General features: G+C 48.1%; 8 protein-coding genes. 3 read left to right on the forward strand and 5 right to left on the reverse strand.

Translation table 11 applies throughout. The features are described 5' to 3' along the window. Positions 1–18 precede the first annotated feature (18 nt). Together FHC49_RS16490 and FHC49_RS16495 are read left to right on the forward strand one after the other, a co-directional pair. On the forward strand, positions 19–1,143 hold the full coding sequence (locus FHC49_RS16490) for a stealth family protein (RefSeq protein WP_255581392.1): 1,125 nt from the start codon (positions 19–21) through the stop codon (positions 1,141–1,143). Beyond that, the gene (locus FHC49_RS16495; RefSeq protein ID WP_220440329.1) at positions 1,133–4,891 is read left to right on the forward strand and encodes a CDP-glycerol glycerophosphotransferase family protein; all 3,759 of its coding nucleotides are present in this window, start codon (positions 1,133–1,135) and stop codon (positions 4,889–4,891) included. The genes FHC49_RS16490 and FHC49_RS16495 overlap by 11 nt, the downstream gene beginning before the upstream one ends. 16 nt (positions 4,892–4,907) lie before the next feature. On the opposite strand, the gene FHC49_RS16500 is transcribed toward FHC49_RS16495, so the two are convergent. From FHC49_RS16500 to ettA, 5 genes are all read right to left on the reverse strand, one after another. Next, the gene (locus FHC49_RS16500) at positions 4,908–6,179 is read right to left on the reverse strand and encodes a capsule biosynthesis protein (RefSeq protein ID WP_220440330.1); all 1,272 of its coding nucleotides are present in this window, start codon (positions 6,177–6,179) and stop codon (positions 4,908–4,910) included. A 14-nt stretch (positions 6,180–6,193) separates the two neighbouring features. Beyond that, positions 6,194–8,215 carry a capsular polysaccharide biosynthesis protein gene (locus tag FHC49_RS16505; protein ID WP_220440331.1) on the reverse strand — a complete coding sequence of 674 codons (2,022 nt, stop codon included), beginning with the start codon at positions 8,213–8,215 and terminating at the stop codon, positions 6,194–6,196. 65 nt (positions 8,216–8,280) lie between these two features. Beyond that, positions 8,281–9,954, reverse strand: coding sequence for a polysaccharide biosynthesis/export family protein (locus FHC49_RS16510; RefSeq protein WP_220440332.1), 1,674 nt, complete (start codon positions 9,952–9,954; stop codon positions 8,281–8,283). Between the two features lie 30 nt (positions 9,955–9,984). Beyond that, positions 9,985–11,043 (reverse strand): capsule biosynthesis protein, encoded by a 1,059-nt coding sequence (locus FHC49_RS16515; RefSeq protein ID WP_220440362.1) that lies wholly within the window; start codon positions 11,041–11,043, stop codon positions 9,985–9,987. Between the two features lie 485 nt (positions 11,044–11,528). Further along, positions 11,529–13,196 (reverse strand): energy-dependent translational throttle protein EttA, encoded by a 1,668-nt coding sequence (gene ettA / locus FHC49_RS16520; protein WP_220440333.1) that lies wholly within the window; start codon positions 13,194–13,196, stop codon positions 11,529–11,531. Between the two features lie 218 nt (positions 13,197–13,414). On the opposite strand from ettA, the gene sltY reads away from it, so the two are divergent. Further along, entirely contained in the window at positions 13,415–15,352 is a 1,938-nt protein-coding gene (gene sltY, locus FHC49_RS16525) for a murein transglycosylase (protein ID WP_220440334.1), read from the forward strand. The last annotated feature ends 58 nt before the right edge of the window (positions 15,353–15,410 follow it).

The following is a 15,410-nucleotide window of genomic DNA, read 5'->3' on the forward strand; positions in this document are numbered from 1 at the left end:
AGTTAAAAGGATTAAAGAATGAGGAAGCAATCATCATTAATAAAAAGAATGACAAAGCTCATTCATTCTCCAGGCATATTTTTTCGGGATTATTTTAACAAGAAATACCCAGTGATTCGTAATGAAATATTATGTCCGGAAGTTGAAGAGTCAATTTTAATCAGGCACGATCTTCAATTGGAAAATATCCTGCATGCTGATTTTCCTATTGATGTTGTGTTTACATGGGTTAATGACAAAGACCCTAAATGGCAAGAGAAATATAAACGCTTCAAAATGGTTAATATTGATTCTCATGGTCAATATGCGACAGATACAGCTCGTTTTAGCAATCACAATGAACTCTATTTCTCTGTAAAAAGTGTGCTGACTTATCTCCCCTGGATTAATAATATTTATATCGTCACCGATGAGCAATATCCTGAATGGGTTGATAAATATGAGAATGTTATCGTTGTCGATCATAAAGATATTATACCAGAAAAATATCTGCCGACGTTTAATTCTCATGTTATTGAAGCGCATCTTCATAAAATAAAAGAACTTTCAGAGCATTTCATCTATTTTAATGATGACGTTTTTGTTGCCCGTGAATTGCCACAAGGCCATTTTTTTAAAAGTAACGGTATAGCTTCTATTTTCTTATCACGGAAAAATCTTGTAGAGATGAAAAATAGAGGAGTGACTACCCCAACGTTAAGTGCATCTATACATGCCAGTGAGTTATTAAAAGGTGCCTTTGGTTATGAAGTGTTGACGCCATTGGTCCATACTTATGTGCCACTAAAGAAAAGTATGTTCGAAGAAGTCTGGGGTAAATATTATAATGAAATTGATAGTTTTTTATGTAATAGATTCAGATCAGATTTTGACCTAAATTTAGCAACATTTTTAGTGCCGTGGTTTTCGTATTTTAAGCAGCAATCAATTCCAGCCAGAGATATCTGCTATTATTTTAATATTCGCTCACCTGTTGCCAGAGGGTGCTATTTGGCGTTGCTTAAATATAAAGTAATCTGCGCTCCTCATTCATTTTGCGCTAATGATTTCACATCAACGAGAAAAAATGTAGAAAATTATCAAGGTTCACTAATGGATATGTTAATAAAGTATTTTAGAAAGGGTAATACGGATGTTAAATAAAAAGCTAAAAAAATTAATGCGAAACCCAGGTTTGTTTTTTAGCGATATGCTCGCAAAAAAGAGAAAAAAGGTAAGTGGCCTCTATTCTAAGAAGGTAGATGGTAACTATGAGTATACGGTTGTCTCTGCCGTTTATAATGTCGGGCGATATCTTGATGATTACTTTAAAAGTCTTGTTAATCAGAAACTGAACTTCAAGAAAAATATCTATTTAATTATGGTTGATGACGGCTCTGTCGATGACTCAGCGGCAATTATTAAAAAATGGCAGAGCAAATACCCTGACAACATACTCTATCTCCGAACGGAGAATGGCGGGCAAGCTTCGGCGCGAAATCTGGGCCTTGAGCATGTAAAGACAGAGTGGGTGACGTTTATCGATCCTGATGATTTTGTTGATGTTAATTATTTCTATGAGGTTGACTCTTTTGTCAGTGCAGGAAATGATCAATACTGCATGGTTTCATGTAATGTTGTATTTTACCATGATAATAATAAATCAATAAAAGATTCTCATCCCTTGAACTTTAAATATTCTAAAGGAAATGTGTCATTAAATGTAAATAATCTTAATAAACATATTCAATTATTTTGTAATTCTGCTTTCTTTAAAACCAAAAATATAAATAATTATGGGCTGAAATATAATTCTGAGATCAAGCCTAATTTTGAAGATGGGAAATTTGTTGCTGATTATTTAATGTATCAACAAGCAGGGAAAGTGGCATTTGTTAGTACAGCAACATATTTTTATAGAAAGAGAAGTGATGGCACTTCCACTTTATATTTATCCTGGGACCAGGTTGGGCAGTTTACAATGGTAACCAGAAATGGTTATCTAGCATTGCTAAAAGAATACTATGATAAATTTGGCTATGTACCTATTTTTATTCAGAATACAATTCTCTACCTGGTTATTTGGCATCTTAAAAGACTCATTAACCATGCAGAGCGGGTTTCATTTTTATCAAATGAAGAGAAAAATGAATATATTCAAAATATATTTTCTGTTTTCAAATTCATAGATTCTGATGTAATTAACCGTTTTGATCTTGCTGGTTGTTGGTTTTACCAAAAAATGGGCATGCTTTCTTGTTTTAAAGAACTAAATCCTGAGTTCCAGATTGTATATGTGGAGCGCTACGATAAATATAAAAATATGGTGCAATTGAAATATTTTTGCAGAGGTGAAGGTTTTGAAGATATACAACTTGATGGTGTAAGTGTGCTTCCCGCGTATACTAAGACTGTTAGTCATGATTTCCTTGGATTTGAATTTATTCTCGAAAGAAGACTATGGGTTAATGTTGATGAGGCAAAAGAACTGCTTATTAAGATATCTGATGTTCCTACAAGGATATCGCTGTCAGGGAAGCATTATACTACACCAGTTAATATTGTTGATGTGGTCAGTTGTTTTCAGAATAAGATTCCATTCTATGGTAACCAAAGCAAATATTTATCTTCGTGGGTATTTCTTGATAGAGATTCGCAGGCTGATGATAATGCAGAGCATCTTTATCGTTATGTGATGAATAATCATCCTGAAAAAAGTATCTTCTTTGTTTTAAGAACTGATTCGCATGACTGGGATAGATTAAAGAGAGAGGGTTTTAATCTTTTGGAATATGGCTCTGATGAGCATGTCAATGCACTGAAATCTTGCAGGAAAGTGATCAGTTCGCATATAGATCTTTATGTGGCTAACTATCTTGGTAATGATATGTTAAAAGGTAGGCATTGTATATTCCTACAACATGGCGTCACAAAAGATGATCTTTCCACATGGCTTAATAATAAAGATAATATTGATTGTTTAGTGACTGTGTCTCCATATGAATATAACTCGATAGTAAATGATGGTTCTCGATATATTTACAATGAAAAAGAAGTTGTTCTTACTGGTTTCCCAAGGCATGATTCACTGATTAAATTTAATGATACAGAGAAATTAATCTTAGTTATGCCGACATGGCGTAAAAACATCGTTGGTGATGCTGTTACCCTTGGTAATGAAAGAGCATATAATCCTAATTTTATGCAGACAGAGTTTGCGCTGCATTGGTATAGTTTTGTACATTCTGAGAAATTAAAAGAACTCGTTGAATGTTATCAATATAAGGTTGTGTTCTTCCCTCATGCAAATATACAGCCATATCTTCAGAATTTTGAAGTCCCGGAATACATTGAAATAATTACACACCAGGACGGCAGTATCCAGAACCTGTTTGGTAAAGCGGCAATGATGATAACCGACTATTCATCTGTCGCATTCGAAATGGCGGTTATCAACAAACCTACATTGTACTATCAATTCGATGAAGCTGATTTCTTCTCCGGTGGTCATGCCTACACGAAAGGGTATTTTGATTATCGGGAGCACGGCTTTGGCGATGTCGCCACCACTGAAGAGGCTTTGTTATCAAGCCTTGAGGTGCTGTTAAAGAATGATGCGAAACCCGATGCGATTATCCAGTCACGTATCGACGCTACGTTCCCCTATCGTGACGGACACTGCTGCCAGAGAGTTTATGACGAAATTATCAAACTTGATGCGCCTATGCCCGATGATTATGTTGATGATAATATTTTGCGAGACTATGCCATTCAGTCATTAAATGCGCATCAGATCACTCTGTCTGAGCGTTGGTGGGAACAGTATATTTCTCGAAATACGAATGTTTCCTTAAGCGATAACCTTTTATATGTAACGGTGTTGCGGGAGTCTGGTAAGTTAAATGCGGCAGCTAAATATCTCGAAATGTTATTTTCCTCTTGTGGCGATAATGTTGATTCTTCATTGTACTTATCAAGAGCGTTGCTGATGTTGGCAATGCAGGAATGGAGTTCCGCAATTAATTTCTTTAGAATTTCTGGCGTTAAATCTGTCTCGGATAATTACTACCATTATCTCTTCTGTTTTTTACACTCCAGTGAGTATAAAGCGTTGCCGACTGAATCAATGCTGACGCCTGGTAATGGTCTTTTATTGAGCGCATTTTCACTTTTATCACATTGCCAATATAGGGAAGCTATTGAATTACTTAACTCGGTACCGGTTGATGAGAGTGATGAATATTATCGGTTATTGGTTTTATCCGATGCTTATGCAGGGCTGAAAAATTATCAAGAGGCCATGGGCTGTATTAATAAAGCTGAGTGTCTGCGTGGTGTTGATATTTTTGTTATCTATAAGAAAATAGGCTTGCTCTATGAGCTACAAGAGTGGGAAACAGTGTGCGAGCAATTCTCGACTATTGCTCATGATATAGCATCCCTACCCATTGTTTACGTGTTCTATTATGTGGCGGCACTCTGTCAGCTTGACCAAAAGGATGTGGCCCGAGAACAGTTCGAACGATTGAAACCTGATCATTATGATGAGAGTAATGAATACTTTTATTCAAAAATATGTATTATGCTGGATAAATGGGATTTAGCGGTGAGTTATCTGTCGAAAAACAACTTGGCTAACTCGCAAGCCGTCGAGGATCTGTCAAATGCATTAAGATTCAGCGGGCAGTTGATGCCAGCATTGTTGAATTTAAAAACACAAGAAGAGACTCTGGAGCCTTCAGGTTGGGCCTTAAGGGCTGAGCTTGCACAGCTGAATGATGACTGGGAGGATGCTTATCAAAGCTGGCGTCGTTATTTATCATTAGCCCCGTTACAGGTGACTACCGAGGCTATGACAAAACTTCAGGATTTAAAAAAGTTAAGTGAGTTGGTAAACGTTAATCGGTACTAATGTCACCTTCTTCTGGTTAGTTTTGTTTAGTGATGTTCCTATGTGTGGAGACAGCCTTATCAGCGATAAAGGCATGAGCATTTACCCGATTAGGTTGCTCCACACTGGCATTATGCTTTCCGTAAAATACTTCATTTATCTGCGTCGTTTCCAACAAATATCCACGAAACTTACCCAACAACTTCATATCCGGGCGGAAGCCCGCCGTCCAGAACTGGTGCAGATGCCCCTGATACGTCAACCCTTTCATGTCGTACAGGGCATCACCCATCACCTTCAGCGATTTATTGTGTATCAGCGCAGACAGCCCCGCCGTACTGTTAATCGTCACCATCGCTTTTGCGTGCTTCAGCATTTCCGGCATCGGTAGGTCGTGCACATAGAGCACGCGATTCCGGACCCCATATTTTTTACTGAGGCGCTTAATCAAGGGAGCATACAAACGGTGGCCGCGATCCATTGGATGGTGTTTAAACACGAGAAACTTTGTCGCTGGGGCTTTGGTCGCGAAAGAGTAAATCACATCATTAATATACTCGCGAACGTCGTTATATGGGCTGTGCTGCCGAATCTGGCTGTCGTTGTAGACCTGTAAAATGGCCAGGTAAAAACGATTATCCAGCTGGTTTTGCAAGCGCGGGAGCATATGCCGTTCGCTGAAGGCATACCAGTGTTTACGCCTCCACGCTCGGATCCAGCATCGCATCTCATACCACGGAGAGAACGACTTGTGGTGCCGATAGTGTGGGTACTGCTTTTGGTGAAACCAGCCAATCAGATAATACCAGGTTGCATGCCAGTAGCGCAGGCGCGTGGAGGGTTTCAGTGATTGAATAACGCGTGGCGGCATCTCCGGCAACTGGCGATAAAAGTCGGGTTCCTGAGGGAGGGAAGAGTAGGCGTTAACGCCGCCTACCTCAAGCGTAATGAAATGAGGACGCAAGTAGCCTTCTTCGAACGCCAGAAACCGCAGTCCCTTTGCGTTAGCCCACTGGCGCGCCGCCTGGTGCAAAGGGCGGCAATCGCCAAAACAGACCAGCGTGTCAAAGGGATAGGTTTGCCAGACTTCTTTAAGCCAGCGGGCAAACTGAGCGGGGGTTTGGGTGTAGTACAGCACGGAGCGCTGACGGCAATAAAAATGGTCACCGCCGTTAAACACAACGTTGACGGCCTCTCGCCCTTTACTCTCCAGCCAACCGGCTAGATCAGAAAAGAAGGGGCCCATTGGGCCTTGTAAAAGCAAATAGCGCTTACCTGCCAGCAGGTTGTTCATTGCGGTGCTTTCCATGCACCCTCCTGATTTTATTTGAATTTTACGCGGTAAAAATTGATGGCCTTGCGACTCAGACGTACCAGTCGATTGGCTTTTTTCTTTGCCGCCATATCGGGGCGGGTTTGCGTCATCAGCCACGCCGCAGCTGCTTCGGCCGTGATGACGCGCTGGTCATGCGGGTGGATATAGGTTGGGTAGGCAATGAGAGTCTGGTAGATGAGATCCTGCAGCGTTAACGACCGCTGGCGACGAGCATTGGGGTGTTCATCCACGGTAAGCCCCCATCCGGCGTAAAACGGTTGGCCGTAGCAGTACACCAGCTTACCGTGCAGCAGCGCTTCAAACCCGGACAGTGAGGTCATGGTGTGGAGTTCATCGGCCTGCTGAATGCACTCGATAATATCGGCATCAAGCGCCACGCAGTCGGCAAGGCTCGTCATCTCTTCTTCAGTAATGTGGCCGGGACGGTTACCGGTGAGCACGTCGGGGTGCGGTTTATAAATAATAAATGCATCTGGATGACGCTCGCGTACGGTACGCAGGAGTGTCAGGTTGGTATTGATGCTGAGTGTTCCCGTCGCGATGGAGGCATCGTTCTCCACCTGCCCTGGAACCAGCAGCACCCGCTTATCCCCGGTCGCCGGACGCTGCCAGCGTTTACCGAGGTTATACTTACTGAGCTTATTCTTCACCAGATGCTGATGGAGTTGCGAAGCTCGCTGCTGCTGTTCGACGGTCAGGAGAGAGTGGCTGAGCAGCTTCTCCAGATCGCTGGGGCGAGTGGCATCGTAGTAAATCCCTGTCTTGTCGAGCACCAGCGAAAGCGGAGGTAACAGATCTGAACCAAGGCCTGATGAACGTAGAAAGCCATCTTCCATTCTCCAGATAGGGAGGTTGCCTTCTGCCGCCTTATCTTTCCAACGCGCCTCGCCTTGAATTCCCCAGACGATGCACGCTGTCGCCTCTTTGCTGCGGCGGGAGAAACTCACCTGATTATCCGTCGTGCGTAAAAAGGGCTTCACAACGCTGCTTTTCCAGAGCGTCATACCCGGCGCCCATAAATACCCTCGCCGGGCGAGTTGGTGGGTTCGATTCAGATGCAGATAGTCCAGCACGTCGAAAAGCGTGGCCCGTTCGCCGGCGTAGGGGTCAATATAGCGGGTGTAGCGGAGCCAGGCGGCGCTGACCAGCGCCGTTAGCGGTGCAGAACCACGCCGTGCGGCAAGCGCTGGCGCATCAGGGTGCCGATCGTCTGTTAGCCCCCATCCGGCATACCAGGGCAGCCCGAAACAGACAACACGTTTACCGGCCATCAGCGCTTCGATACCGTACTGCGACGTTGCGGTGTAGACCGTGCTGACGTGTTGCAGCAAAGACTGCGGGCTAACGTCTTCGACGAACAGCCGGATTCGTGGGTTGGCTGGCAGTGCGTTGAAATAGCCGCGTTTTTTACCACTCAGCACGTCAGGATGCGTTTTAACCCAGATTTCGGCCTGTGGATGCTCGCGACAGGCGCTGGAAAGCATGGCGGCAAACTGGTGTTCGTTTGCTCCGCCTAGTTTCACGGAGATATCACCAAAGGTCTGGTCGATAACCAATACGATCTCTTTGCCCGTTGAGCGCTCTGAAAAGGGCGGGGCATGGTTATATTTTGAGAGATCGTAGTTAACCATCATGGCGATAGCGCGCAGCGCGTCGCCTTCCTGATAGGGGTCGGCGGCGGCTATCTGAATCAGTTTTTCCAGCCGACTGGGCGTGCGGGCATCGTAGTAAATGCCCAAATCATCTACCACCATTGCCAGCGGCGGTGCGCCATTTACGCCTAGCCCTAGCGAACGGGTAAAACCATCTTCCAGTCGTAGGATGGGAATACCGGCCTGCCGGGCCAGTTTGATGGGACGCTGCGCTGAAGGGCGATCTCCCCATACCGCGATGGCGCGAAGGCGGATTGACGCGAGGTTGCTGTGGGGCGTCAGCTTGATGCCGGGTTCACCGAGAAACGCCTCAAGGTGCGGCGTCTTCCAGAGGCCTGATGAATAAATGCCAATCATCCTGATTACATTCTCTATCGCTATGATGAGGTAGCGGCGGAATAGCCCGCCGCTCTTATCGGGTTTTACAGATCCAAAATCACTTTTGCCGCAACGGCCAACTGGTAAAGGATGGTAGAAATGCCGCGCGTAACCTCAATGTTCTTCGATTCATATTTCGGCAGAACCATAATTTCATCGCCCGCTTTGATGGTATTAACATCGTCGGCGTTTAGCGCTTCGCCATCCTGGCGAATCACGATGATTTTCGACTGCCCGGACTTTTGCGTCAGGCCGCCGCATTTTTTAATATAATCATCAACATCAAGCTTCTCCTGCCAGCTGACTGCGTTGGGAAACAGCACCGAACCGTGCACCATCACCAGCGACGTTTTCTCTGGGATGGTGACGACGTCGCCATCCTCCAGCAGTACCGAATCGAGATTACTTTCATTGAGAACGACCTGGCCTTTGGGGACGACGCTGCGGGCTTTAGCCACAAATCGGCTCACCAGCTGTGCTTCCTGAACGCGCAGACGCGCTTCTTCCTGGGTGGCGGACTGAGAGGAGAGGGAAGCTTCTTCCAGCTTCTGTAAGGAGAGATCGAGCATCTCTTTTTGTCGCAGGGCGACGGACTGGCGATACAGCTGAATGCTGTCCATCCGCGACATGCTATTAGTTCTGATCTGCGAGAGCACCTGCTTCATCGTGCTGCCGTAAGGCAGAACCAGCGCGTGCTCGCCGGAATGCGCGCCTTCAATGCGCACCTGGATTGTGCCCGCGTAGCGGTCGGAACTGATAATCAGCTTGTCGCCATCCTGCAGGCTTCTCCCGGTCGCGCTACCCAGCGGGTAGTATTCTGTCCGCTTGACCGTACCCTGCTGACGTACGATGGTGAAGTGAGTTGAGCCTGGCTTAGGTCGCGCCCAGTTCAGGGCCTCCTGAACGGGAATGGAACCTTCAGAAAACTCGAAGTCGTAACCGTTATAAACGTCGCCCTCAACGCTAAAAGTCTGTTTTCTGGCGCCAACCACAATGGTATCGCCATCGGCAAACTGCGAGAGCGCCAGCGTGCCGTTAAGCAGAAAATCGTACAAATTGACGCGGGTACGCGTTGATTTCCCGCGTTTTATCGCGATATCAACGTAGCTGCCACGTTCGCTGTCCACGCCTCCGGCTTTGCTCAGATAAGAGAGCAATGAATCCGACGCCACGCCGCCGTACAGCCCAGGATTTTTGACATACCCGGTGACAAAGACTTTCACCGGCTGAGCCTGCAGCAATGAGGCATATACGTTGACGTTAGATTGGTACACCTCTTTTACCTTGGTGGTGACCAGGCTATTGAGTTGGCTGTTGGCGACGCCGGTGACTTTTAGCGGACCAATATTCGGCACAAAAATATTACCTTTAGGATCGACCGTCAGCGCGCCGTCGAAGGCAAATGCCCCCCAGAGGCGAACCTGTACGGTATCGCCGAGCCCAATTACATAGTTCGGGTTAAAGCCGATACTGGCACCGCTATCCGCAGACGTGCCGGTAAAGAGTTGGGCGCCGAACATCCGGCTATTGGAGGGGAACAGCGGCGGAGGCGGTGTGTTATCAAAACCGCTGGCGTCGGCGGCGCTACCGTTTTGCGGCGTTAGCACAGAAGGGAGCGGGGCCGCGCCGGTCAATTCAGGGTCTGCCGTTACGCCAACGGCAAAAGAGGTGCTCGATTGCAGTAACAGAAATAAGAAAATGAGTGTAGCTCGTTTCATAGAGAATCCGTTTCAGTGTTGGCGTTAGCGTCAGTCGCGATGATCTTCAATAATGGTCAGCAGTAATCGGGCTACCCCGTACAGCAGGCAGCAGACCAGCAGCCAGCTCATCAGCAGGTAAGGGATGTTGGGAAACGTCGACTCTTGTGCCAGTTGCGGGGTGCTGATGGTGGCGAGCGTTTTTAACTTTCTGGCGCTTTCTACTCGCGTTTTTTCAAAGGCTTTGAGCGCGAGCGCGTACAGATCGCCTTCAAAAACGGCCTGCGACTTTATCTCTTCAAAATCGGCCGCCATGCTGTTGAGCTTTTTGCCTTCGGGGGCGGTGATCTTGCTTTGTTCTTGATCGATTTGAGATTGCAAAGAGGTAATGGCGTTCCTGGCGCTGACCACCTGAGGCGCATCGCTACGCAGGTAGGTCAGTAGGTTGCGGAGATCTGCCTCCATCTCAATTTTTTTCGCCAGTAGCGTATTCACCAGCGTGGTAGCCGCCTCCGCAGAGGCCAGCGGATCCAGAATATTGTGGTTGTTCTGATAGGTGATTAACGCTTGTTTGCTGGTGTTTAATCGGGATCTGGCCTGCTGTAGTTGCTCTTCCGCAAACGTCATCTGTTCACGGGATATCTGGTGAGACAGTTCATTGATAAAGCGCTCCGATTCTTTGAGTACGGCGCGGTTAAATTGAAGGGCAAATTCAGGAGTAAATCCCTGCGTCTGGATGGTCAGCAGGCCATTTTTTTCATCATAGTTCACCGAAATGCGCTGGCGATAATAGTCCAGCAGTCGTTCATTCGTGGTCTTCGCTGATAAGTGATAAAAAATATCTAAGCCGCTCTCACCAAATGCCTGATGGAAATTCAGCTGCTTATCGAGAATATGCATCATATCCGGAGAATTTATATATTCTTTAAGATACAGTGAATCTTCGGCCGATGAAGAGGTTGACCCCCCTAATAACAGGCCGACGTTCAGGCTGGCACTATCAATATCCGCAGGGCGTTTAACGGCCACTTTTGATTCGCTGACAAACCGCGGTTCGCTGAAGATAAATAGATAAATGAGCAGCAGTAGCATGGGGGCGGCGATCATCATTCGCCACAGGTGGCGTTGTATTTCAACGTGCTGCAGTTCGTTGGCTATCTTGCGATAGTTTTTTGCTGTTGCCAGTAATATCGCCGATATGCGCGGAGAAATTATTTTCATAGCTTCGCTGATTTAAACCTTTTTAATAGATATAAAATAGTTATTATGAATAATGGGTTTACCGTCATGCGTAGCGATAAAGATAGAAAAATAAGACATGTCAATTCCTTATGAATGTCATTGATTTATTATTTAAATGGCACTGTTATTGCGGATTTGCTTCGTGAATAAATTAAAAGTGAAGTAGTCTGTTTTATTCGAAGAGGTATTTTTAACACAGCTATTGAACTATCTCAATCCTGATGGAAAAGAAATGCGGTGAATGATAATAATCATATTTGAATATGTTATTGAATGGTTTTGAAATATAAATGGAGAATTTATTTTTGTACTAAATAAAAGGCGAATAACCGAAGTTATTCGCCTGATGAAGATTACTTGGCGATACGTTTGTACTTGATACGTTTCGGCTCCAGCGCATCAGCGCCCAGCGTGCGTTTCTTATACTCTTCGTATTCGGTGAAGTTACCTTCGAAGAACTCAACCTTACCTTCATCCTGGTAGTCCAGAATGTGGGTGGCAATACGGTCGAGGAACCAACGGTCGTGCGAGATAACCATTGCGCAGCCTGGGAACTCCAGCAGGGCGTTTTCCAGCGCGCGCAGGGTTTCGATATCCAGGTCGTTTGTGGGTTCATCGAGCAGCAGCATGTTGCCGCCAACCTGCAGCAGCTTCGCCAGATGCAGACGACCGCGCTCACCGCCGGACAGTTCGCCTACGCGTTTGCCCTGGTCGACGCCTTTGAAGTTAAAGCGGCCAACGTACGCACGGCTTGGCATTTCGATGTTGCCAACCTTCATGATATCCAGCCCGCCGGACACTTCTTCCCACACGGTTTTGCTGTTATCCATCGCGTCACGGAACTGGTCAACGGACGCCAGCTTCACGGTTTCACCCAGGGTGATGGTACCGCTATCAGGCTGTTCCTGACCGGACATCATGCGGAACAGGGTGGATTTACCCGCGCCGTTCGGGCCGATGATGCCGACGATAGCGCCTTTCGGCACTGAGAAGCTCAGGTCGTCGATCAGTACGCGATCGCCGTAGGATTTACGCAGATTGCTCACTTCAACGACTTTATCGCCCAGGCGTGCGCCAGGTGGAATAAACAGTTCGTTGGTTTCGTTACGCTTCTGGTATTCGGTATTGTTCAGCTCTTCAAAGCGTGCCAGACGGGCCTTGCCCTTAGACTGACGGCCTTTAGCGCCCTGACGTACCCACTCCAGCTCCTTCTCAATGGATTTACGGCGAGCCGCTTCCTGAGAAGCTTCCTGAGCCAGACGCTGATCTTTCTGCTCCAGCCAGGAGGAGTAGTTACCTTCCCACGGAATACCTTCACCGCGGTCAAGCTCGAGGATCCAACCGGCAACGTTATCGAGGAAGTAACGGTCGTGGGTAATCGCCACAACGGTACCTTCGAAGTCGTGCAGGAAGCGTTCCAGCCAGGCCACAGATTCTGCATCCAGGTGGTTAGTTGGTTCGTCGAGCAGCAGCATATCTGGCTTTTCGAGCAGCAGGCGGCACAGCGCGACGCGGCGGCGTTCACCACCGGAGAGTTTTTCGATTTTCGCGTCCCAGTCCGGCAGACGCAGCGCATCAGCGGCGCGCTCCAGCTGCACGTTCAGGTTGTGACCGTCGTGCGCCTGGATAATTTCTTCGAACTTACCCTGCTGGGCGGCCAGCTTGTCGAAGTCGGCGTCTGGTTCAGCATACTTCTCGTACACTTCGTCCAGGCCTTTCAGCGCGTTAACCACTTCGGCAACGGCTTCTTCAACCGATTCACGAACGGTATGTTCAGGGTTCAGCTTGGGTTCCTGCGGCAGGTAACCAATCTTGAGACCCGGCTGTGGGCGAGCTTCGCCTTCGATATCGGTATCGATACCGGCCATGATGCGCAGCAGGGTGGATTTACCGGCACCGTTCAGGCCCAGAACACCGATTTTTGCGCCAGGGAAGAAGCTCAGCGAGATGTTTTTAAGAATATGACGTTTCGGCGGAACCACTTTGCCGACACGATGCATGGTATAAACGAATTGAGCCACGTTGGACTTCGCCTCTTTTATAGTGAATAGAGTTTTTCAAAGGCGAAGTGTAGCTGTTTTCAACGTTCAATCCCAGCAGGCAAATTCAGGTGTGCTACGTCGCATTTAAAACGTAAAAAAGTGTTCATGGCGTGGCGTATTAGCCGATCAGTCGTTAGCATCAATTTATTACGCGGCATGATGCTGTACTGACGTAACGTGACAACGAGGAAGAGCTTGTGCAAAAAGCCAAACAAATGACGTGGCGTCTGCTGGCGGCAGGAGTCTGTTTGCTGACGGTGAGCAGCGTAGCCCGCGCAGATACCTTGGATCAGCAGCGAAGCCGCTATGCGCAAATCAAACAGGCCTGGGATAACCGCCAGATGGATGTGGTCGATCAACTGATGCCGACCCTACGTGATTACCCGCTGTACCCCTATCTGGAATATCGGCAGCTATCGGGTGACTTGATGAATACGCCGGCGCTGGCGGTGACCAACTTTGTGCAGGCTAACCCTACGCTTCCGCCTGCGCGCACCTTAAGAAACCGCTTTGTGAATGAACTCGCCCGCCGGGAAGACTGGCGCGGGCTGCTGGCGTTCAGCCCGGAGAAGCCAGGAACGGTAGAAGCGCAGTGCAACTACTACTATGCCCAATACGCCGTGGGCGATACTCAGGGCGCCTGGGATGGCGCAAAAACGCTGTGGCTGACGGGGCAAAACCGCCCGAATGCCTGCGATAAGCTGTTTGGCGCATGGCGTGCTTCTGGTACTCAGGATCCTCTGGCTTACCTTGAACGTATTCGACTGGCGATGAAAGCGGGCAATACCGGTCTGGTGAAAGCGCTGGCGTCACAGATGCCATCGCAGTATCAAACTATTGCTACGGCGATTACCGATCTCGCCAATAACCCGAACAACGTACTGACCTTTGCTCGCAGCACCGGCGCGACCGATTTTACCCGCCAGCTGGCGGCGGTCGCCTTCAGCAGCGTGGCACGTCAGGATGTTGAAAATGCGCGCCTGATGATCCCTACATTGGTGCAGGCGCAGCAGCTGAATGACGATCAGACCCAGGAGCTGCGCGATATCGTCGCCTGGCGCTTGATGGGCAACGACGTGACCGATGAGCAGGCGCGCTGGCGTGATGACGCCATCATGCGTTCGCAGTCAACGTCGCTGATTGAGCGTCGTGTGCGCATGGCGTTAGGCACGGGCGACCGCGCTGGGCTCAACACCTGGCTGGCACGGTTGCCGATGGAGGCCAAAGACAAAGATGAGTGGCGCTACTGGCAGGCCGACCTGCTGATGGAGCGCGGGCGTGATGATGAAGCGCGGTCTATCCTGCTGGCTTTAATGCAGCAGCGCGGTTTTTATCCGATGGTTGCCGCGCAGCGTCTGGGCGAACCTTATCCGTTGCGAGTTGAGAAAGCGCCGGGCACCATCTCGTCGACGCTGACCGGCGGCGCGGAAATGGCGCGGGTGCGCGAACTGATGTACTGGAATCAGGACAACACCGCCCGTAGCGAATGGGCCAATCTGGTGAGCAGCCGTAGCCAGACAGAGCAGGCCCAGCTGGCGCGCTATGCGTTTGATCAGCGTTGGTGGGATCTCAGCGTGCAGGCCACCATTGCTGGCAAACTGTGGGATAACCTACAGGAGCGGTTCCCGCTGGCCTATAACGATCTGTTTGTTCGCTACACCACAGGGAAAGACGTGCCTCAAAGCTATGCAATGGCGATAGCTCGTCAGGAGAGCGCGTGGAATCCGAAGGTGAAGTCACCGGTTGGGGCAAGCGGCCTGATGCAGATTATGCCGGGTACCGCGACCCATACGGTGAAGATGTTTAATCTGCCGGGCTACAGTAATCCTGTGCAACTGCTGGACCCGGAAACCAATATCAATATTGGGACTAGCTATCTGCAGTACGTCTACCAGCAGTTCGAAAACAACCGTATCTTCGCCTCTGCGGCCTATAATGCCGGGCCTGGACGCGTACGCACCTGGCTTGGTAACAGCGCCGGGCGTATCGATGCGGTGGCGTTTATCGAAAGTATCCCGTTCTCTGAGACTCGCGGCTACGTGAAGAACGTGCTGGCCTATGACGCTTACTATCGTCACTTTATGGGGCAGAAAGAGGATGTGCTTAGCAGCAATGAGTGGCAACGACGTTACTGATGCGTAAGACCTGTGTTATGCTTGTACTCGTTTAAGAGTACAAGCATAACATGGTGGC

Origin of the sequence: Kluyvera sp. EC_51, assembly GCF_019584505.1 — a bacterium.
Taxonomy (GTDB): Bacteria; Pseudomonadota; Gammaproteobacteria; order Enterobacterales; family Enterobacteriaceae; genus Kluyvera; species Kluyvera sichuanensis.

Excerpts from the sequence above, each read along its gene's own strand:
- FHC49_RS16490 (WP_255581392.1), top strand. The coding sequence starts at position 19 with ATGAGGAAGCAATCATCATTAATAAAAAGAATGACAAAGCTCATTCAT.
- FHC49_RS16495 (WP_220440329.1), top strand. The coding sequence starts at position 1,133 with ATGTTAAATAAAAAGCTAAAAAAATTAATGCGAAACCCAGGTTTGTTT.
- FHC49_RS16500 (WP_220440330.1), bottom strand. The coding sequence starts at position 6,179 with ATGGAAAGCACCGCAATGAACAACCTGCTGGCAGGTAAGCGCTATTTG.
- FHC49_RS16505 (WP_220440331.1), bottom strand. The coding sequence starts at position 8,215 with ATGATTGGCATTTATTCATCAGGCCTCTGGAAGACGCCGCACCTTGAG.
- FHC49_RS16510 (WP_220440332.1), bottom strand. The coding sequence starts at position 9,954 with ATGAAACGAGCTACACTCATTTTCTTATTTCTGTTACTGCAATCGAGC.
- FHC49_RS16515 (WP_220440362.1), bottom strand. The coding sequence starts at position 11,043 with ATGATGATCGCCGCCCCCATGCTACTGCTGCTCATTTATCTATTTATC.